Below are 21,062 nucleotides of genomic sequence, written 5' to 3' on the forward strand. Positions count from 1 at the left end.
TTTAAGATAGAGTTCTAGAGAGCATTCGATGGTTCATTTATGCTATAGTGGGGCAGTAAATACAAAAGTTAGAAGGCGAATAAATGATTGAAGTAAAAACTTCTGAAATAAGTGATGGAGAATTCAATAGAGGCGTATTTGCCACATGTGATATCGAAAAAGGTCAGTTGTTACATGCGGCACCGGTCATTTCTTATCCGAACGAGCAACACGAGCATATTGAGAAAACGATTCTCGGAGATTATGCTTTCGAATACGGAGTGAATCATTCTGCGATTCTTTTAGGATACGGTATGCTGTTCAACCATTCTTATGAGCCGAATGCTTGGTATGACATTAATTTCGATAACCAGACGTTCGACTTCTTTGCCTATAAAGCAATTAAGGCTGGAGAAGAAATTTTCATTAACTACAATGGTGAAGTGGACGATCAGGAGCAGCTTTGGTTCAATAAGGACTATGCACCGACGGAAGATTAAGCACTGAAAGAATTGACGCATAAAAGCCATTTACATGTGACGTGTAGGTGGCTTTTTGTGTGTCTTCAATTCGAAAAAAAGTTTCCTGGAGATTTCCATATAGTGTAGGATGTTCATAAAGATAATTGACTGAATTGGGTTACATTTCAAGTGACCTACCTATGTTGACAATGAGAGATATTGAACAGGAATAGGTAATGAGGAATGATTCATCAGGAGGTTAACATGGAGACTGAAAAAATGTCAATGATCTGCAGAAACTATAATATACGACCCGAAGAAATAGAGAGTTTGCGTTCAGGTAAAAAAGTGCTGGCTAAAGTGAAATTGGATTCGAATTCTATCTACCTGTTGAAAGGGGAACGTGCGGAGCCATTCTATTGGGATGCTTGCTGTCAATTTGCTTCCCTTCTTCATGAAAACGATATGAATGTCTCAAGGTATTTGAAGGATAGAAATGGTTCGTATGTACAAGAAGTGGATGGATTGGTTTTCACTCTAGAACATGAGCTAGCTGGCCATGAACTAACCTGTATGACAGATGAGTTGTTCTATGAAATTGGTCGTTTGTTAGGCGTACAACATCAAATTTCGATGCAACTCAAATCTCCTTTCACTACAGTGACTTCCTGGAGTATGTTTGGCGGCAATGCGACTGAAAACCTTGGGGACTATGATGAAAACGAATTAAGTTTCTTAGATTTCAAAAATTATTACCAAGGTCATCCTCTATTCACCACTATCGAAACTCTTTACTTTGAGTATCGGAAAATCCTCCAAGAAGCTTGGACACAACTACCGCAAGGAGCTGTTCAAGGGGACTTTTGTTATTACAATATGGTGAGAGAAGAGAACGGAACCCTAGGGATTTACGATTTTAATATAGCGGGGAATGAAGTGTTTTTGAATGAGTCCGTTGCAGTAGGAGTGTACCATGCGTGGCATGCGCCTTATACCGGAAACCTGACCGAACAAGAGCGGTTTAAATTTTTTATAGAATCATATACTGCTCAACGACCATTCACGGAGAGGGAACGCATGCTTATGGGGATCCTGAAATCAGTAATTCGGGCATTTCGCTATGATCGAGTGGAAGCTGGAGTATCTTTAGTCAATGTACAGATGCGAGAAGGGTTCTTGCAAGAAACGCTAACGATTTTGAAAGAAGTATCGATCTAGCACGAGTTCTATAAATATACGAGGAGGTTGTTTATGGAGAATGACTACTTGTGTGTCTTTTATACAGACCTATCTTCAGGCATTGAAGAATATATACTTCAAATATAAAGATGTGTTTAATAAAAGAAAGGGGATGAGGGCATGCAACGACAAGTATCACGAAGATGGAGTATCCCCATACTGATCGTACTCTTCACAGGAGCACTTGCAATTTGGTACTTTATTGAAAGCGAAGAGTCCTATGAGACTCCGCAGGAAGCAGTTTTGGCTGTGAATCCGGATTTGCTTCTTATTCCTGGTTACCAGTTGAATAAGGATTCTTTATTCTTCTTTATCAAAAAAACAGGAGCGTTGCTCGGGGCGATCTATGCGAGAGAGGGAGTCCTAGGCTGGAAGGCAGGGTTCCATACATGGGGATCGAGTGGTATCAACCAAGACCATACGCTCTTCGGTGGGTATCAGGGACAAGGTAATTTGAAATATGGCTTCATTAAATTAAAAGACGGGCAAGTGTTACAAATGGATAACGAACGAGTCGTTACCTTGGATCTAAATATGATGGGTGAAGAAATTGTTGAACAATATGATGTGAATGGTCTGTACATTTGGTATGTGGAATTGGATGAAATGGATGATCAAATGAAGGTGTTACAGCTCATAGATGAAGAGACTGATGAAGTGCTAGACGAAATAGATATAGAAGCATAAGTTCTAACTGTTTTATAAAAGGAAGGAGAGTGCTGGTGTGGATGAAGCAAGTGTGAAATCAATAATTGGGATGGATTTGAAAAGTATTCTAGTTGAACAACTTCATGCCTATCAAAGTGGTGAAGGGTGGAAATATCTTTGCGGAAGTCCCGTACTACCCTTCCAATTTCAGGGGAGTTCAGAGCGGCCGGTGTATTGGATTCTATCTTGGACTGAAACAGCAGAAGGCGATGATCAATTGCTAATTGACGAGACACATGACGCTGACACACTCTCCCGATTCGAACGCGTTGAAGGATTTCGAGAGCCTGTAATCGTTAGTTCTTCGATTCATCTGGAAAGAGCACGTGTTCAACGTGTAATCGGGTATGGTTATAAAGATGAAAAACAGGAATTTTTGACGTCAATCGTTGTGAAATTGGAAAATGTGTATGTGACGTTTATCAGTGGACCGGTTTTCACTGTTACCGTGACGAACACGTTTCCAGAAAACATGGATAGGGAACTGTTTAGGGTAGGGATGTAAAAGTAGTGGGGTATTTGTTAGAGCGCTGGAACCGGAACTGGGAATGTGTAAGGTGGTCATGCTTGGGGGATTTTCACATCGGACATAGGTAGCTGTTCCGCGTGCAACGGGGAAGAGTTAGTGGTGACAATCACGAGGTTATGAGCGGGAATTGAGATTTATGAGCACAACCACGAAGTTATGAGCACAATCACGAGGTTATGAGCGGAAAATGGGATTTATGAGCATAATCAGATGGTTATGAGCGGGAATTGAGATTTATGAGCACAATCACGAAGTTATGAGCGGGAATTGGGATTTATGAGCATAATCACAAGTTTATGAGCGGGAATCAGGATTTATGAGCACAAATCAGAGTTTATGAGCGGAAACAGGGATTTATGAGCAAAAAAGGGTTTCGAGCTGCGTGTAATAGCCAGGCGTCACCAAACAAATTCATTTGCGTCAAAGATAGGAGTCTTTTCAATGAAGAAAATCGCATTATATGCTTTTTGTCTCTTTTTTGCAGCGGCGGGAGTTGGCCACTTCTTATTGGATTCATTTTTCATTATGGCCATGCCCGAATGGGTGCCATTCCGTCCGGCGATTGTATACATTTCAGGGATCATGGAAATCTTGCTGGCACTCGGGTTATTTCTAAAGCAAACACGTGAACGAGCAGGTATGTTAATCGCCATCTTTTTAGTGCTTGTGTTCCCTGTCAACATTTATATGGCACTGACACCAGAGAATTTCGATTTGTCTCCAGCTGCATTATGGGTTCGTCTGCCATTGCAAATTGTGCTAATTTGGTGGGTTCTGAAGGTTCGAAAATAATTAACTAACATTTCACATCAAAACACTCAAAGGCCCTGCCAATTTGAGTGTTTTTTGCATGTTATAAAATATGTATGTTAAGAATACTATACATTATGTTAAGAATAGTGTACATTGAAGTGGAGAGGTGTCGCAATGTTAAAGAATCGATTAAAGGAGCTGCGGGCACGTTACAGCTTCACGCAAATAGAATTGGCAAAACAAGTTGGAGTTACTAGACAGACGATTGGATTTATCGAAAAAGGGGAGTTTTCACCATCAGTTACACTGTCACTGAAACTGGCAAAGGCGCTTGACTGTGATATTAATGAAATCTTTTGGTTGGAAGGGGAGATAGATAATGAGGAATGATATGCGATTGACGTATCCGCTTTGGCAAATGGCTGGGATTTTAATTATTTTGGGATTCGTTCTATTAGTCGGATATGCTGGAACAGTGAAGACATTTCCACAAGGTGGATTCGAATTTGAGATTAGCCTTAGTAGTTATTCAAGTATCTTCATACTTGTGATGTTAGCAGCCGTCTTTCTTTACCTGATTCTATTTGTTTTTAACATCGCGAAACATAATAAGAGAATGCCAAAACACAAAATAACGATGAACACGTTTAAGCCGCAAGAGTATTTAGAAGATGACGAGCTCTTTCAAGACCTAACAAAACAAGCGACGAAAAAAGTGTACACGTATTTTGCCTGGGCGTTACCAATTATGGCAGCTGTCTATATGTTGTTACCGATTAGTAAAACATGGATGATTGCAGGGATTTTACTTCTTGCAGCAGGCCAGTATTGGATTTTCTATTGGACTATCAAGAAATTCATGTCATCAGTGGATTGAAAGTAATGATGAAAAACGAGTATTCCTTTTTTGGGGATACTCGTTTTTTTGATCAATTAAAATTCTTTTTTCCACAATGGTGCAAACCATTTCACACCACGTCGGTTGACAGGCAGTATTTTCATGTCCGCCACTAAATGGCTAATGTAACCAGCCAATCCGGCAACCATCATCCCTTCGATTGGCCATTCTACCTGCAAGTACTTCAAAATCAATGCATAAAATGCGACGCCTAGCAGTGAATGGGTGTAGGAACGATGGGGCAGAAAGGACGCGAATACGATGTAACTTCCTGCGAGCAGGATTCCGATGGATTCATCCAATACGAAGCCAAGCAACAGGACAAGGATACCCGTAATCGTGAGCATTCGCCGTTGTGTGATGAGACGGGACACGATCAGAAGGGCGAGACCAATCGCACCGTATATGTATATGTCTTGACCCATTCCCTCTCTCATCACTTGGTAAATGAGCGTAAGTAAAATCACGATGCCTGCAGTTTCCATCAATACTTTACTTACTTTTTTCGATAAAGTAATGGAGTTACTGGCAAGCCCATTTGTGTCTAAATCAGGTGCGACTCCAGATATCCCACCGATGCCTGCGCAAATTAAAAGTGTTGTTAGGTCTGGTTGTGTACTGTATCCGGCGATTGCGCCAACCGCAATCCCGATACTTAAGTGTGAACTGCCTTTCATCTGAAACCCTCTTTAGCTGTTAGTTTGATACTTCATGAAAATAGTAGAACGTATATTCTGTGAAGATACTTTTCTAGTATAAACGATTATTAAAAAGAATCCAGGAGGAATTACTGAAACTTATAGGTATAGGGTAATCTGGGGTAACTTGATGGATCTTCATTTCCAAAGAGTAAGCACCATTTTTATCGAATAGGATAATTAGGTCTATACTTTAAAGAGAAGTTGCAAGGCGAATGGTACGTTAGGAGTTGAGGAAATACGAAATGGAATTTATACAAAGAGGGACAAAAGAATATAAGCATACGAACTGGGCATTATTCGCAGCAGGCTTCATTACCTTTGCGAACCTTTATATAACACAACCGCTTCTGCCAGAATTCTCGGAGGAATTTCATATATCTCCGGCATTTGCGAGTTTGTCGTTGTCTGTCACGACATTCGCATTAGCCGTCAGTCTGGTGATTGTGAGTTCGTTATCAGAAGCCTGGGGACGAAAACGGTTAATGACGATTTCAATTTTTGCATCGTCTATTTTAACGCTAGCCTTAGCGTTTTCACCTACATTTGAAGTGTTACTGATCTTGCGTATTGCGCAGGGAATCACTTTTGCAGGTCTGCCTGCTATTGCGATGGCATATTTAGGAGAAGAGATGCATCCGAAAGATCTGGGTGTTGCGATGGGACTCTATATTAGCGGGAATTCCGTCGGGGGATTAGCAGGCCGGATCATGATGGGGACGTTGACAGACCTTTACAGCTGGCAAATCGGAATGATTGTTATCGGTGTGTTGAGTTTGATGATTAGTGCCTATTTTGTGGTGGCATTGCCAAGTTCGAAACACTTCGTTGCACGGGAACTTCAACTCGGAAATCTTTGGAAGTCATTGGTGTCTCACTTGAAGGACCCTGCCATGATGAACTTGTATGGAATTGGATTCTTTCTCATGGCCAGTTTTGTCATGCTGTACAACTATATTGGTTTTAAATTGCTGGCACCGCCTTATTCTCTAAGTACAACAGTAGTCGGTTGGATTTTCATCGTCTATTTGGTGGGGACTGTAAGCTCAACGTGGTTTGGGAAGTTGGCGAATACGTATGGCCGCCGGAATATCCTGCTGATTGGTACAGTCCTAATGTTGACTGGGGCACTTATTACACTGAACGTTAGTCTGATTTTAAAGATTGTAGGGATTGTGATCTTCACATTTGGTTTCTTCGGAAGTCATTCGATTGCGAGCGGATGGGTGAGCCATCGTGCGAAACATGACAAAGCCCAAGCGTCTTCTTTATATTTATTTTTCTATTATTTCGGGTCAAGCGTTGGTGGAACAGCAGGCGGTTTTTTCTGGTCTCACTTCGGCTGGCTGGGTGTTATCGGCCTAATCACTATCTTCCTTATGCTCGCCATAGTACTAATTCGACTGCTTAGTTTGAAAAAGAAAAATTGAACTATCGTATCAAGAACATTCAAATTAGATGTTTTGTCTTTTCTTTTGACTGTGCTATACTAGTCAACAAGTTAATATATCGGGTTTGAGCTACTGAGAGACCTCAAGAAATAATTGCAGTTAATGCGATTATTTTCTTGGGGTCTCTTTTTTGTTGTTTAAACTCGTATACAAAGAGGAGACGAGACAGATGATAACATTTTCAGCATTGAATCGAAACGAACTATTCAGCCAATTAAATACAGATCAGTTTGACGTGGTGGTAATCGGCGGGGGGATTACAGGGGCTGGAATTGCATTAGATGCAGCAGCGCGGGGGATGAAAACAGCGCTTGTTGAAATGCAAGACTTTGCATCAGGTACATCGAGCCGTTCCACAAAACTAGTACACGGTGGACTGCGATATTTAAAACAATTTGAAATCAAAGAAGTGGCGGAGCTTGGAAAAGAGCGGGCAATTGTCTATGAGAATGGCCCTCATGTAACAACTCCTGAATGGATGTTGCTGCCTTTCCACAAAGGAGGCACATTCGGTCCTTATTCCACAGCTCTTGGACTAAAAGTGTATGACTTTTTAGCAGGTGTTAAGCGCTCAGAGCGAAGAAAAATGCTGAACCTGGACCAGACAATTCAAAAAGCCCCGCTCATTAAAAGACAAGGACTACAAGGAAGCGGATATTACGTTGAGTACCGTACGGATGATGCACGCCTTACAATTGAAGTGGCAAAAGCAGCAGCTTCAAAAGGTGCGACACTTGTTAACTATGCAAAAGCCGAGTCATTCCTATATGACGCTTCCAACAAAATTGAGGGTGTACAAGTGCGAGATATGCTGACTGGAGGCATGACAACCATTCATGCTTCGAAAGTGATCAATGCTGCAGGTCCATGGGTAGATGAAGTGAAGGAAATTGACGGACATTCCAATGGAAAACAACTTATTCTTTCAAAAGGTATCCACTTAGTGTTCGACCAAAGTGTATTTCCACTGCATCAGGCAATTTACTTTGACACACCTGATAAGCGTATGATTTTCGCGGTCCCCCGTGATGGAAAAGCTTATGTCGGGACCACAGATACGTTTTTTGATGGTGACCCAAAAGAAATGCAAATTACTGAAGAAGATCGTACGTACATTTTAGATGCGATCCATTACATGTTCCCCGAAGTCGCAGTGTCTGAAAAAGACGTAGAATCGAGCTGGGCAGGGGTACGTCCACTTATCCATGAAGATGGAAAGAATCCTTCTGAGATTTCGCGTAAAGATGAAATTTGGGAGTCGGAACGAGGGTTAATTACTATAGCAGGCGGGAAACTGACGGGTTATCGTAAAATGGCGGAGACCGTAGTCAACAAGATTGCACAGCTCCTTCAACAAGAAAAAGGATCGACGTTCAGACGGTGCAGTACGAAAAAGATTTCCATCTCTGGCGGTGATTTCGGTGGATCTGCGAATCATAATCGATATATGGACCAAGCAGTGAAGCGAGGACAGCTGCTTGGATTTACAGAAAGAGAAAGCAGACACTTAGCTGCGTTATATGGCACGAATGTCGATGAAGTCTTTATGATTCCATACGATGAAAACCAAGCGATGCCGCGGATTCTGTATGTGAAACTGCGCTATGCCATTGAAAAGGAAATGAGCGTAAAACCAACGGATTTCTTCATTCGTCGGACAGGTGATCTTTATTTCAATATAAAAAATGTTGAGGATGCAAAGAAGGATGTACTAAACGAGATGGCACGTGTTTTCAATTGGATGGCTATGGAACGGCAAACATATGAAAAAGAATTGGATAACGAGATGATAAAAGCGACTTCAGTTGTCTAATTGAGATAGTATAATACTATACTGATAGACGGGGGTTTAACAAGTGCCTTTTCACAATCAAAAGATTTTACCAGCTGCCCGCACGTTAAAACAGTTTGAGCAGATGTTAGACAGTCCATTCGAATATGTAGTCTTATTAGAAGTGCATATTAGTAATTTGAAAACAGTGAAGCGTGAAGCAGATAAGAGATGCAAAAAACTAATCATTCACGCGGATCTTATTCAAGGGCTGAAAACAGATAACTATGCTGCAGACTTTTTGTGTAATGATATTCGACCTGCAGGTATTATTTCCACGCGTTCCAATATGATAATGAAGGCAAAAGCCAAAAACATTCTTGCCATTCAACGCATGTTTTTACTCGATACGATTGCGTTGGAAAAAAGTTATTCTCTAATTGATCAGACCCAGCCAGATTTCATTGAAATGTTACCAGGTGTAATACCTGAACTGATAGAAGAAGTCTATGAACGCACAGGAATTCCAATTATTAACGGCGGCCTCATTCGTACTGAGAAGCATATTGAAGATGCACTTGCAGCAGGTGCTGTTGCAGTGACAACCTCTGATCGTGAACTATGGAAGTCATTTGAGGAAAAGAGAACTTTCAGAATCCATTGTTGACAGACCCATGAAACCGCTTTATACTTGGGGACAAGTTCATAAAACGTGGTTGAGTTGAGGAGTCCACAGTTAATTTCTTGCGTCTGGCAAGATTTTAATTGTGGACTTTTTTTGTGCGCTTGTCTCAATGATCCATGTCATTAAATTTAAGTAGGGGGAGAATGGTATGACTCCATTTGCAGGAGAGTTGATTGGGACGATGATTTTAATCTTGTTCGGCGGCGGTGTAGTCGGAGGTGTCGCTCTGAAGAAATCGAAAGCAGAAGGTTCTGGATGGATTGTCATTACAGTAGGCTGGGGATTAGCGGTTGCACTTGGCGTTTATGCAGTCGGCCAAGCGAGTGGAGCACACTTAAATCCAGCTGTAACAATTGGATTTGCGGCGATAGGGGATTTCCCGTGGGCAGATGTGCCAACGTATATCCTTGCTCAAATGATCGGTGCGATACTTGGAGCTGTATTGGTTTATTTTCAATATCTGCCGCATTGGAAAGAAACAGAAGATCCAATCGCAAAACGAGATGTGTTTGCAACAACTCCAGCGATTCGGCATCCGCTATCCAACCTGACGAGTGAAGTTATCGGAACGTTCATATTGTTACTTGGTTTATTATCAATCGGTGCCAACGAATTTACCGAAGGACTTAACCCCCTTATTGTCGGAGCGCTAATTATCGCAATTGGGCTGTCCCTTGGCGGTACGACAGGATATGCCATTAACCCAGCACGTGATCTTGGTCCCCGGATTGCACACTTTTTCTTACCAATCCCTGGAAAAGGGTCGTCAGGATGGCGTTATGCATGGGTTCCAGTAGTTGGCCCAATTTTAGGCGGAACAATGGGAGCCCTTTTTTATAAACAATTCTTTATTGGTGAAAATAGTATCGCATTCTGGATAGTTGGTGCTGTTGTGCTAGCATTATTAGTAGCTGCACAGTACTCGATTCGAAAAGAGACAAGTTCAGAGCGTGTTGAAACGACAACTAGTCATGCGACGAGCAACAAGTTTTGAAGAGTTAAGTATAGGAGGAAGAGACAATGACTGAAAAATATATTATGGCGTTAGACCAGGGGACTACGAGTTCACGAGCGATATTGTTTGATAAAAAGGGTAAGATCTTCCACTCGGCACAACAGGAATTCACACAGCACTTTCCGAAATCGGGCTGGGTTGAACACAATGCAGACGGAATTTGGAGCTCTATTCTTTCCGTAATCGCTGGTGTTCTATCAGAAAAGAATATTTCAGCAGAACAAATTGAAGGGATCGGCATTACGAACCAGCGGGAAACGACAGTAGTATGGGACAAGCATACGGGAAATCCAATTTACAATGCGATCGTCTGGCAATCACGTCAAACGGCAGAAATATGTGAAGAGTTGAAAGAAAGCGGTTACAACGATCTATTCAGAGAAAAGACAGGATTGCTCATTGATGCCTATTTTTCTGGAACAAAAGTGAAATGGATTTTAGACAATGTAGAAGGAGCCAGAGAAAAAGCTGAAAATGGGGACCTGTTATTCGGAACAATTGATACGTGGATTGTTTGGAAACTGTCTGGAGGGACGACACACGTAACGGATTATTCGAATGCGTCCAGAACGTTAATGTACAATATTCACGAATTGAAATGGGATGAAGAGCTTTTAGAAATTCTAGGTGTCCCGGCTTCAATGCTACCTGATGTCCGCCCATCATCAGAAATCTATACGCATGCAGATCCTGAACAATTTTTCGGACATGCTGTCCCAATTGCAGGAATCGCTGGGGATCAGCAGGCTGCTTTGTTCGGACAAGCCTGTTTTGAAACCGGGATGGTAAAAAACACATATGGTACTGGCTGTTTCATGCTAATGAATACAGGGGACAAAGCGGTGAAATCAGACCACGGACTGTTGACGACAATTGCTTGGGGCATCGATGGAAAAGTTCAATATGCCTTGGAAGGAAGTATCTTCGTTGCAGGTTCTGCGATCCAATGGTTGCGTGATGGACTGCGCATGTTCCGCCACTCTTCAGACAGTGAACAGTACGCTTCAAGGGTAGAATCGGCAGACGGTGTATATGTTGTACCCGCGTTTGTAGGGCTAGGAACCCCCTATTGGGACAGCGATGTTAGAGGTGCTGTATTTGGTTTAACACGCGGCACAACGAAAGAGCATTTTGTTCGCGCAACATTAGAGTCACTTGCTTATCAAACAAAAGACGTCTTGGATGTTATGGAAATTGACTCGGGGATTTCGTTGAAAACATTACGAGTAGATGGTGGAGCGGTCGAGAATAATCTTCTTATGCAGTTCCAGGCAGATCTTTTGAATGTACCAGTTGAGCGTCCTTCCATTAACGAAACGACAGCACTTGGCGCTGCGTATCTAGCAGGACTCGCGGTAGGTTTCTGGAAAGACTGCTCTGAAATCGCTGCTCATTGGTCTTTAGATCGTCCATTTGAGCCTGAAATGGAAAAAGAAGAACGAGACCACTTGTATAGCGGATGGCAGAAAGCTGTTAAAGCGGCAACTGTGTTTAAATAAGTGGGGCAAACAGTTGGAGGAAATTCTCCGGCTGTTTTTTTGTGGATCTATATATTCATTAAATACTTTCGATTTCTAGCACGCTTAATTTCTCGAGAGTGGGGAGCCTTTTTGAATCCACGTCGTCATTAAATGTAATTGTATATTAATAAACGATATTTATTTATTGATAAACAATAAAAGTACTGTGTTATTCTACCAATACTAGACAAATGAGGTGTTTTGTTTGAAACGTGAAACGATGTTTTTAAAGATCACGCTAGTGATTATGGCAATTCCTATTCTAGCGCTTTGTATCTTTATAGGGCCACGAATTGCGGAATTCTTTGTAGAGCTAGTTCCGGAATGGTCATTTTTGCACTATCCGTTCTTAATAGGACTGTATGCAACGGCACTTATTTACTTCATGGCCCTCTATCAAACGATGAAACTGTTAACGTATATAGACAATAACACAGCGTTTTCAGAGGCTTCCGTTACCGTACTGAAATGGATCAAACGTTGCGCAATCTTAATTGGTCTTTTCTATGTGGTATCCATGCCATTGTTGATAAGGATGGCGCAGGCAGATGATGCGCCGGGAATCATCGTTATCGACTTAGGTATTATCTTTGGATGCGTAGTCATCGCTGTTTTTGCGGCTGTCCTCCAGAAGTTGTTACAGAACGCAATCGAAATTAAATCTGAAAATGAGTTAACGGTGTGAGGTGAATGCTATGACAATTATTATTCATATCGATGTTATGCTCGCAAAAAGAAAGATGAGCGTCACGGAGTTGTCAGAGAAAGTGGGAATCACAATGGCAAACTTGTCCATTTTAAAAACGGGTAAGGCTAAAGCGGTTCGGTTTTCAACATTGGAAGGGATTTGTAAGGCACTTGACTGTCAGCCAGGAGACATTTTGGAATACCAAAGTGAGCAGGTTCAGCAAGATGGCTAATGAATGGAAAGAGGTCACGTCTCCTGAAGCCTTGCATTTTGGTCGATTAAAAAGATTCATCACGCAACTAATATATTTTGGTTGGGAGCAAGCGTTGTCTTGTTTGTTTCCGGTCGTCATTTTTGGATCATTAGCATTGACACAAGTCATACCTCTTCCATGGCTGCCGAGGTATGATTGGTTGCTCCTCCTATTCTTGCTGATGCAATGGTGGATGGTGAGATCTGGGCTTGAAACGAAAGATGAACTCAAAGTGATTACTTTGTTTCATCTCATTGGACTGGCCCTTGAGATTTTTAAGGTGAATATGGGATCCTGGTCGTACCCTGAAGAAGGGTATATGAAAATTCTTGGAGTGCCTCTTTATAGTGGATTCATGTATGCGAGTGTTGCAAGTTATCTGTGCCAGGCATGGAGACGACTTGATGTGCAGTTAGAAAAATGGCCGCCATTCCTATTGGTCGTTTCTCTTGCAGCTGCAATTTATTTGAATTTCTTTGTCCATCATTTCTGGATCGACATTCGCTGGTGGCTATCCGGACTTGTACTAATTGTCTTTTGGCGTTCATGGGTGACCTACGAAGTGAATGGGAGCCGATACCGAATGCCGATTGCACTCTCCTTTACACTCATTGGGTTTTTCATATGGGTTGCAGAAAATATCGCCACCTTTTTCGGAGCTTGGCAATATCCAAACCAAACGGATACGTGGAGTCTGGTCCATCTAGGAAAAGTAAGTTCGTGGTTATTGCTTGTAATCGTTAGTTTTCTGATTGTCGCAACACTGAAACAAGTTAAAAGAAAACTTCCTGTCTCTAAGACTGAGTGAAGCCATTAAAAAGAGGCATCGACGTTTAACTCGTCGGTGCCTCTTTGCTATTTATTTCTCCGTCTCTTTTTTAGGAATCAGTCGCTCAGGGCCCATATAGAATACAGCGATAATTGAAATCGCTACTGGAATAAGCGCCCATAAAAATGTCGTTGAGATAGACGCAGACATGGCGTTTGTGATTACCTCGAGAATATTAGTTGGAATCATTTTACGCGTTTCAGGTAGGAATACGTTTTGGATGTTTCCTAACGATTCGACTCCACCTGCACTGTCACCAGGCATTTTCGCAAAACCTGAAGTGAGTCCACTTGCTAATAACTTCGTTTGAATTGCACCGAAAATCGTAATTCCGAGGGCCAGGCCGAACGAACGGAAAAAGGAGTTCGTCGAGTTGGCAGAACCGCGGTGTCTGAAATCCATTTTGTGAACAGAAGCTGCAGGCAATAAAGAAAAGGAAAAACCGACACCGAATCCGACAAATATCATGTAAACCGATAAGAGTGTACGTGCTGTATCCGGAGTGATTGTGCTCATTAGGATCATACCGATTGAATAGGCAATCACTGAAATGACCATGATTCTACGATAAGACGTTTTGGTTTGAAGAATTCCACCAAGTGCACTTCCTACAACAGTTCCAATTAGCATCGGCATTAATACAATTCCTGCGTTTGTTGCAGAGCCACCGTATACCGCCTGGACAAAAATAGGGATGAAAATCGTCAAACAGATGAATGTTGCGCCATAGAGAAAGGCGAGTACTTGTGAAGATGCAAACAGACGATTTTTGAACATCCAGAACGAAATGATCGGCTCTTTTGCTCGAGTTTCCGCCCAGATGAAGACAACGAAAAAGATTACAAAGATGCTGAATAAGGAAATGCTTTGCCAAGAAGACCAAGCGAATTGTTTCCCACCGAATTCAAGGCCAAACATGAGGCTGACCACCGCAGTGACAAGAGATATCGCCCCGAGCCAGTCAATTGCTTGCTTAACAGGTTTTGTACCTTCTTTGTAAAAACGTGCAATGAGTAATAACGATACCAACCCGATTGGAATATTGACGTAAAATACCCAGTGCCAGCTAAACGTCTCTGTAATCCAAGCACCGAGTAACGGTCCGATGACACTAGATGCCCCAAAAACTGCGCCTAATAAGCCAGTCATTTTCCCACGTTTTTCAGGAGGGAACACATCAAATACGATTGTAAATGCGATTGGCAACAGCGCACCGCCACCAATTCCTTGAATGGCACGGAAGACCGCTAATTGTGGAACGGATTGTGCCACTCCACAGAGGGCGGATCCAATCATGAAAACGATAATACCAAATATGAAAAAGCGTTTGCGTCCGAACATATCGGAGAGCTTACCGAAAATTGGCATCCCCGCAAGAACAGCGACCGCGTAAGCTGAAGTGATCCATACATAACTGTCGACGCCGCCTAAATCACCCAAAATCGAACCTAATGCTGTCGCGACAATCGTGTTATCCATTGCCGACATTAAAATACCAAGCAGGATTCCGGCGAGTACAAGCTTTAATGTATTTTTTTCTTCCATCATTATTCCTCCTATTTCCCATGTACCCCCAAGCATTTCTGCTTATGAACTTTCCTATAATAGCATTATTCTCAAGCCTTGGCATCTAGAATTGTAAATAAAGAAATCTGAAGAGGAGTTACTATAAAGAGTATACACATAAAAACACTATTCTTTGGGCATGATAATTTAAAAGACATAGTTGAATGAGGGGATAGATATGCGAGTTGAGCGGTCATCGGAATGGAAAGAAGGATTTATAGAACGTCTCGAAAACCGTAAAGAATTTGATAATTGGACGCTCTATCAGATGTGTTATGACATGGAAAGAGCGAAAGTGATTCCCGAATTCCACGGTCTCCAATCCCCAAAACACTTACCAAACCTTACACCGTATGCACACCAATTAGAGGCAGCGGAGACGGTTATAGAGCGGATGAATGGGAAAGCCATTTTAGCAGATGAAGTGGGACTTGGAAAAACGATTGAAGCAGGACTTGTGTTAAAAGAATATCTAATTCGAGGACTCGTGAAAAAAGCGCTCATACTAGCGCCAGCCTCGTTAACCAACCAATGGATTGCAGAATTGAATCAGAAGTTTCATATTCCTGCCATTGCTTACAATAAAAAATACAATCTCGATCACTGTCCGATTGTCGTGACGAGTATCGATATGGCGAAGCGAAGCCCCCATAAAGAAATGATTGTTCAACAAGAATACGATTTGGTCATTATCGATGAAGCCCATAAACTCAAGAATCCTAAAACGAAAAACTATGAGTTCGTTCAGCAATTGAAGAAAAAATTCTGCTTGCTGCTAACGGCAACCCCAATTCAGAATGATGTGTTCGAACTGTTTAACCTGATCTCTCTTCTGAAGCCTGGCCATTTAGGGAATTTAGAAACCTTTCAAAGTGTGTTTTCTGCGAGTAAACACCATGTAGAAGAAGATGAGTTTTTGAAGGAATTGATTCAACAAGTGATGGTACGAAACATCAGACATGAGACAGGGATAGAGTGGACAAATCGTCTTGTACAAATTATTCCGCTCGAGTTTACAGAACAAGAACGAGCTGTCTATTCGATGATTTCGAAGTTACCAGTTTCAGATTCGTTTACGTTGCTCACCCTCCAGCGAGAAATGTGTAGCAGTCAACTATCGGCTGTGTTGACGTTAGAGAAATTACATCAAACATCCGTCCAACCAGAAGTTCGATTCCAGATAGAAGAGATTTTGTTGAAGCTGACGGAGTTGGGTATCCATACTAAGGCCAAAAAAGCTTTGGAGCTCATCCAAAATGCTGATGACAAAGTGATCATTTTTACAGAATATCGTGCAACACAAGCCTATTTACAAGCGGTTTTACATGCGAAAGGCATTACAAGTGTCCTGTTCAACGGGAAGTTTAGCAAAAATAAGAGAGAGTGGATGAAACAGTTATTCCAAGGGAATGCCCAAGTGCTGATTGCAACTGAATCAGGGAGTGAAGGGATTAATCTTCAATTTTGCCACCACGTCATCAATTATGACTTACCGTGGAATCCGATGAAACTAGAACAACGGATTGGTCGTGTTCATAGACTTGGACAGACCGAAGACGTGCATATTTATAATTTAGCGATCCAGCAGACTGTGGAAGACAAAATGGTGGAATTGTTGGAACGAAAGATTGGTGTATTTGAAAAAGTAGTCGGGGAATTAGACCATATCTTAACGGATGGTAAACGATCGATCTCTTGAGTAGTTCAGTGAAAGGAAGGTGTCTATGCGCCAGCAAGAAATTCATCAGTACATCCAGCGGTTTTTCCATGAAAACAATTGTGGGGTACTTGACTCAAGCTACGATCATTTGACGGTTCAGCTAACAATCGACATGGATAAACGTATTATGAATCGTCCGTATTACTGGAGTTACGTAGAGAGTGGCGGTGTAGAACCGAATCCAGCGAAGCTGACATTGATTACGAATCCTAGCCAGTTTTCAACATCTATGGCAGGAGAGCGAATTCACTTTGGCTCACCAAGACTTCATCAACTGTTTCAAGTGACGAAAGAACAAGGAGCCTTTGTTCAAATGTATGAGAAGCCTGGGCTCGGTCAGGCGACCCAGGTCACATTAACGCCATGGCTCGGAGTGAATTATAAAATTACCTATTCTAGTGATCGGACAAAAGAAATGCTGTATTCGTTAGGAATGAATTTAATGAATGGAGCAGTGATTGATGGGTTTCAAGAGTCTGTCCGTAAACTAGAATTGGGACCATCCGTAGCAGCGAATACGTACTATTTACCATATAATATACCTCCATTGAGGGCTTTGGATCGACTAGAAGATGTGATGGGAAACGTAGTGAATCAGGATGATCACACATGGGTAGAAGAAGCGAAACAACGACAAGTTAGAGATTTACGAGTACTGGATTATTTCTACACAGGAGTGGAAGATGTGCCGGAAAGTTATGCTATTGAGAAAAAAGCGATTGAGGAACAATATGAAACGACAATTCGGATTGAAATCATTAATGGTGGATTGTTTTATTTGAAGACATCGTTACTGTAATTTTCTTAGATTACGATTTGACATAGTGTTTAATCAGAAAATACTGTATAATCGTCCTTAACTAGTAAAGGGAGGGTTGACCATGACGCTATTGTACTTGAATTCTTCACTGTAAATGAAAAAACTACAGGAGGAATCTAAATGACACAATCATGGGTAGAACCCTTTTATCGGAAACAATTTGAGTGGATGAATCAGAGTTTAGATATGAAAGATGCTTATAACAAGTTAGCGCTTGAAGTGAAAGAACAAGTTGGAAAGCCTTTTAGCGAGATGCTGGATATTGGCGCGGGAAGAGGCGATTTGGCAAAGTCTTTGGCGGAATCCGGAGTGAAAATGACAACACTGGAGCTTGTCCCAGAGCTAGTCGAATTCGCTAAAGAACGTTCCAACGGATTAGTGACAAGTCATTGCGGAGATTTCTATACGTTTGAACTGCCGGACACATTTGACGTAGTGAGTTACTTTGATGGTTTTGGAATTGGCACAGACGAGGATCAGCTTCTTCTGTTGCACCGGATTTATAAATGGATGAAAGAGGATGGCTGTGCATTGATCGATATCTATCAGCCACGGTACTGGCAACAGGTGGCCGGCCGGGAGATGACGGTAGACGCAGCACATCGTGTGTATCATTATGATGAACAAGGACATCGTATGCTGGATAGTTGGTGGAAGGCGGATCATCCTGAGGAGAAAGTCACACAGTCCCTTCGCTGTTATTCACTAGAGGAAATCAGTGGTCTGTGTGAACAGGCGGGTTTGACAATCGTCGGTATTTTTCCGGGAGGCGCGATGGATTTTGAAGAATGGCGGTATCAAGAGTGTGTGCCATTACATGAATGTTTGTCGTATCGCGTGAAGGTGAAGAAAATAGAATAAATTTATGTCAAAAGGGTGCCGTGAAGGCACTCTTTTTTGTTGGATAAAGAATGAATCGTCAGTACGACTTTGAAACTTTCAAAAGAGACGATTCGTAAGAGAAGTAAGGAACGTAAGAAAAGGGGTGAGGAGATTGTTGAAAAAAGGGATAGGGATTCTGCTCATAGCTGGCGGAATTATATTTGGTGTTACCTGTACAGGACTTCTTTTTACGGAAGGGATTTTCTATTTTTTCTTGTTATTCTTGCTTGCTTTTCCATTATTCATGGCGGGACAATGGCTTCGAATCGGGCAAACCTTACGTAAACAGAGTTTGGTGAAATTCACTTCAATTTTTGTGCAAGTCACACTTTTGATACCTTCGATTTTCCTAGTGTTCAATAACTACGCCAAGCTGAAAAACGAAACCTTTGCACGGGAGGGATTCCTATGGTTTCAGCCAACCTCTTCTCCCACAATTGGTTTAATAGGAACTCTTTTACTAATAGCATTGGTTCTTTCCATTATGCCTAAAATCCTGTTTGGTTGGACCCACGGAGGGAAGCAGTTGACTGGACTCATCCTAAGCCTGTTTGTTCTCACTGCTGCATTTCTATTTATCACTTGGAATGATTATCAGGCGATCCATGAGGAAGAGGGAATTGTTGTGTCCACCTGGTGGGGGAAACAACAGACAGTGGATTGGTCGTCGGTGGAAAGTGTAGAGATTACTCCATATGTCCTGAAAAGAGTCGCTAACAAATATTCTAAGGAACCGGTATTTGCTTGGATGTTTGAATTTAAGCAAACCAATGGGGATCGAATTTCTTTTAAACGAACAGATCTATCTACATATAATTTGGAACAGTCCCAGAGAGTGAAGGAACAAATTGAAAAAGAAAACATTCCATTGTCAGTTGGCCAAATGGATGAGGCAACGACGAAGTGGTATGAGCTGGAGCTGCAAATGGAGAACTTGAATCCAGATCCATTTAATGAGTTTTTTAACAAATAATTATTCTGACGTGGATTTGAATTGAGGTTTCATAACTCTCAGCATGTATTGAACATATTGAATGGATTTTCATAAATTGAAGGAAAATCTAGATAGAATTTAATTGATGTGCTCAGTTCCTAAGATCAGCAATTCGCCCAGTTTATTAGTTCAACAAATAATAAGGTTTTAGATTAGATAAAGCTAGGACTGGAGGCTGGAAGTGAAAAGAATAATCCGGGTAGAAAGTAAATTCAAATCAAATGAAGACCAGGTAGGGGTGGCAATCCTTAAACAGGGATTTGCTCTCTTTCAACAAAAGGCCCTTTTTGTTGGGGAAGAACTTCGTAAAGAACGGTAAAATAGTACGAAGTAGTAAATTGACTAATGGAGGAATGGGTTATGAAATCGATCAAGGTCTATCATTATGATGCTTTTAGTAAAATACCGAATAAGGGAAATCCTGCTGGAGTGGTTTTAAATGGGGATGAATTGACAGATGCAGAAATGGAAGAGATTGCTTTCAAAGTTGGATTTAACGAGACTTCTTTTCCAGTAAAATCAGAAGTAGCAGACTTGAAAATACGTTTCTTTACTCCATGTCATGAAATGAATTTATGTGGTCACGCAACCATGGCAACTCTCTTTGCGTTAAAAACGAAAGGATTATTGGGTGACAAAACAGATATTATAATTGAAACAAGGGCGGGGATTTTGCCAATAAAAATAAATACAACCGTTGATAATGAAATTTTCATTACAATGAAACAGGCTACACCACTGTTTGAAGAGTTTAAAGGCTCGAAGAAAGACTTAGCCAACTCAATTGGATTAAAACAAGAAGATCTTGATGATGATTTACCAGTCCTATTCGGTAGTACGGGTGTCTGGACACTATTAGTCCCAATTAAAGAACTTGAAACGTTTGAAAAAATGAAACCAGATAATAAAAAGTTCCCAACTGTATTGAAAGAAATGCCAAAAGCATCAGTTCATCCATTTTGTATGGAAACCTATGATTCTAGTGCTAACATGCACGCAAGACACTTTTCTTCACCATATTCAGGCACGATTGAAGATGTGGTAACTGGGACAGCTTCAGGGGTAATGGGCGCATACTATGCTAAGTACATAACTAACAATTTTAAAGAACCGTTAAATCTAGTAGTTGAGCAAGGTCATGAAATTGATAAAGATGGGCGAGTCATGGTACAAGTTTCTAAGAGTAAAGATAATTACGATATAGAGATTACTGGAAATGCAGTCTATGTTAAAGAATTTGATGTTTTACTAGAGAATTAAAAGTTTGTGATGTAGTGATCTAAAATTATCGGGTACAGTTGTCGGTTGTTAAAGATCGGCCGACCTTTAAACTGGGAAAGGTGATTTTCATAATAACGACGCTCGCTCTCTCTTTACTGACTTTGAAAACTGATCCGTATTGAAGCCACAAGATCTACATTTGGATAATGTGAATTTGATGCTTCACCAAATTATTGCTTGGAGCGACTCGTTAAAAACACTTAGATAAATTCAGCAGATTCGAAATTAGAAAAAGTGTAGGTAAGCTCTGAGCATATTGCCAGAGCTTTTTACGTATTCATCTATGTGAAAAAACCCTTACATCATTAGTGAACGTTCTGCT

23 protein-coding genes are annotated in these 21,062 nt (G+C 41.4%); 21 read left to right on the forward strand and 2 right to left on the reverse strand.

All coding sequences use genetic code 11. The features are described 5' to 3' along the window. Window positions 1-83: 83 nt before the first annotated feature. From DVB69_RS14740 to DVB69_RS14770, 7 genes are all read left to right on the forward strand, one after another. Window positions 84-479, forward strand: a complete 396-nt coding sequence (locus DVB69_RS14740) for an SET domain-containing protein (protein ID WP_116019877.1) — start codon at window positions 84-86, stop codon at window positions 477-479. 225 nt (window positions 480-704) lie between these two features. Beyond that, the gene (locus DVB69_RS14745) at window positions 705-1,658 is read left to right on the forward strand and encodes a phosphotransferase enzyme family protein (protein WP_116019878.1); all 954 of its coding nucleotides are present in this window, start codon (window positions 705-707) and stop codon (window positions 1,656-1,658) included. A 141-nt stretch (window positions 1,659-1,799) separates the two neighbouring features. Further along, on the forward strand, window positions 1,800-2,366 hold the full coding sequence (locus DVB69_RS14750; protein ID WP_116019879.1) for an aspartyl-tRNA synthetase: 567 nt from the start codon (window positions 1,800-1,802) through the stop codon (window positions 2,364-2,366). A gap of 37 nt (window positions 2,367-2,403) precedes the next feature. Next, the gene (locus tag DVB69_RS14755; protein WP_116019880.1) at window positions 2,404-2,892 is read left to right on the forward strand and encodes a hypothetical protein; all 489 of its coding nucleotides are present in this window, start codon (window positions 2,404-2,406) and stop codon (window positions 2,890-2,892) included. 465 nt (window positions 2,893-3,357) lie between these two features. Next, on the forward strand, window positions 3,358-3,708 hold the full coding sequence (locus tag DVB69_RS14760) for a DoxX family protein (RefSeq protein WP_116019881.1): 351 nt from the start codon (window positions 3,358-3,360) through the stop codon (window positions 3,706-3,708). A gap of 135 nt (window positions 3,709-3,843) precedes the next feature. Beyond that, the gene (locus DVB69_RS14765; RefSeq protein ID WP_116019882.1) at window positions 3,844-4,059 is read left to right on the forward strand and encodes a helix-turn-helix transcriptional regulator; all 216 of its coding nucleotides are present in this window, start codon (window positions 3,844-3,846) and stop codon (window positions 4,057-4,059) included. After that, the gene (locus tag DVB69_RS14770; RefSeq protein WP_116019883.1) at window positions 4,049-4,546 is read left to right on the forward strand and encodes a hypothetical protein; all 498 of its coding nucleotides are present in this window, start codon (window positions 4,049-4,051) and stop codon (window positions 4,544-4,546) included. The genes DVB69_RS14765 and DVB69_RS14770 overlap by 11 nt, the downstream gene beginning before the upstream one ends. A 56-nt stretch (window positions 4,547-4,602) precedes the next feature. Here DVB69_RS14770 and DVB69_RS14775 read toward each other — a convergent pair whose 3' ends face one another. Next, the gene (locus DVB69_RS14775; protein ID WP_116019884.1) at window positions 4,603-5,244 is read right to left on the reverse strand and encodes a metal-dependent hydrolase; all 642 of its coding nucleotides are present in this window, start codon (window positions 5,242-5,244) and stop codon (window positions 4,603-4,605) included. A 266-nt stretch (window positions 5,245-5,510) separates the two neighbouring features. On the opposite strand from DVB69_RS14775, the gene DVB69_RS14780 reads away from it, so the two are divergent. From DVB69_RS14780 to DVB69_RS14815, 8 genes are all read left to right on the forward strand, one after another. Next, window positions 5,511-6,695, forward strand: a complete 1,185-nt coding sequence (locus DVB69_RS14780; protein WP_116019885.1) for an MFS transporter — start codon at window positions 5,511-5,513, stop codon at window positions 6,693-6,695. A 190-nt stretch (window positions 6,696-6,885) separates the two neighbouring features. Next, on the forward strand, window positions 6,886-8,529 hold the full coding sequence (locus tag DVB69_RS14785; RefSeq protein WP_116019886.1) for a glycerol-3-phosphate dehydrogenase/oxidase: 1,644 nt from the start codon (window positions 6,886-6,888) through the stop codon (window positions 8,527-8,529). A gap of 43 nt (window positions 8,530-8,572) precedes the next feature. Beyond that, window positions 8,573-9,154 (forward strand): glycerol-3-phosphate responsive antiterminator, encoded by a 582-nt coding sequence (locus DVB69_RS14790; protein WP_116019887.1) that lies wholly within the window; start codon window positions 8,573-8,575, stop codon window positions 9,152-9,154. Between the two features lie 166 nt (window positions 9,155-9,320). Continuing rightward, window positions 9,321-10,166 carry an MIP/aquaporin family protein gene (locus DVB69_RS14795; protein ID WP_116019888.1) on the forward strand — a complete coding sequence of 282 codons (846 nt, stop codon included), beginning with the start codon at window positions 9,321-9,323 and terminating at the stop codon, window positions 10,164-10,166. A gap of 26 nt (window positions 10,167-10,192) precedes the next feature. Then, window positions 10,193-11,686, forward strand: coding sequence for a glycerol kinase GlpK (glpK, locus tag DVB69_RS14800; RefSeq protein WP_116019889.1), 1,494 nt, complete (start codon window positions 10,193-10,195; stop codon window positions 11,684-11,686). Window positions 11,687-11,912: 226 nt separating this feature from the next. After that, complete coding sequence (locus DVB69_RS14805) at window positions 11,913-12,392, forward strand: DUF2975 domain-containing protein (RefSeq protein ID WP_116019890.1); 480 nt, start codon at window positions 11,913-11,915, stop codon at window positions 12,390-12,392. A gap of 10 nt (window positions 12,393-12,402) precedes the next feature. Beyond that, complete coding sequence (locus DVB69_RS14810; protein WP_116019891.1) at window positions 12,403-12,627, forward strand: helix-turn-helix domain-containing protein; 225 nt, start codon at window positions 12,403-12,405, stop codon at window positions 12,625-12,627. Then, entirely contained in the window at window positions 12,620-13,456 is an 837-nt protein-coding gene (locus DVB69_RS14815) for a DUF817 domain-containing protein (protein WP_116019892.1), read from the forward strand. Before DVB69_RS14810 ends, DVB69_RS14815 begins: the two co-directional genes overlap by 8 nt. A gap of 51 nt (window positions 13,457-13,507) precedes the next feature. Here the strand turns inward: DVB69_RS14815 and DVB69_RS14820 are convergent, their stop codons facing one another. Beyond that, window positions 13,508-15,025, reverse strand: coding sequence for an MDR family MFS transporter (locus tag DVB69_RS14820; protein ID WP_116019893.1), 1,518 nt, complete (start codon window positions 15,023-15,025; stop codon window positions 13,508-13,510). Window positions 15,026-15,221: 196 nt separating this feature from the next. On the opposite strand from DVB69_RS14820, the gene DVB69_RS14825 reads away from it, so the two are divergent. The 6 genes from DVB69_RS14825 to DVB69_RS14845 all read left to right on the forward strand — a co-directional run bounded on the left by DVB69_RS14825 (window position 15,222) and on the right by DVB69_RS14845 (window position 20,719). Next, complete coding sequence (locus DVB69_RS14825; RefSeq protein WP_116019894.1) at window positions 15,222-16,742, forward strand: DEAD/DEAH box helicase; 1,521 nt, start codon at window positions 15,222-15,224, stop codon at window positions 16,740-16,742. 25 nt (window positions 16,743-16,767) lie between these two features. Next, window positions 16,768-17,562: a YqhG family protein gene (locus DVB69_RS14830; RefSeq protein WP_116019895.1), complete on the forward strand. Its 795-nt coding sequence runs from the start codon at window positions 16,768-16,770 to the stop codon at window positions 17,560-17,562. A 141-nt stretch (window positions 17,563-17,703) separates the two neighbouring features. Continuing rightward, window positions 17,704-18,444 (forward strand): class I SAM-dependent methyltransferase, encoded by a 741-nt coding sequence (locus DVB69_RS14835; protein WP_116019896.1) that lies wholly within the window; start codon window positions 17,704-17,706, stop codon window positions 18,442-18,444. A 133-nt stretch (window positions 18,445-18,577) separates the two neighbouring features. Next, window positions 18,578-19,438 carry a hypothetical protein gene (locus DVB69_RS14840; protein ID WP_116019897.1) on the forward strand — a complete coding sequence of 287 codons (861 nt, stop codon included), beginning with the start codon at window positions 18,578-18,580 and terminating at the stop codon, window positions 19,436-19,438. 202 nt (window positions 19,439-19,640) lie between these two features. Beyond that, entirely contained in the window at window positions 19,641-19,778 is a 138-nt protein-coding gene (locus DVB69_RS17610) for a hypothetical protein (protein ID WP_158541106.1), read from the forward strand. 41 nt (window positions 19,779-19,819) lie between these two features. Beyond that, window positions 19,820-20,719 carry a PhzF family phenazine biosynthesis isomerase gene (locus DVB69_RS14845; RefSeq protein ID WP_116019898.1) on the forward strand — a complete coding sequence of 300 codons (900 nt, stop codon included), beginning with the start codon at window positions 19,820-19,822 and terminating at the stop codon, window positions 20,717-20,719. Window positions 20,720-21,062 lie beyond the last annotated feature (343 nt).

The sequence above is a fragment of the Sporosarcina sp. BI001-red genome, from assembly GCF_003384035.1.
In the GTDB taxonomy this organism is placed as follows: Bacteria; Bacillota; Bacilli; order Bacillales_A; family Planococcaceae; genus Sporosarcina.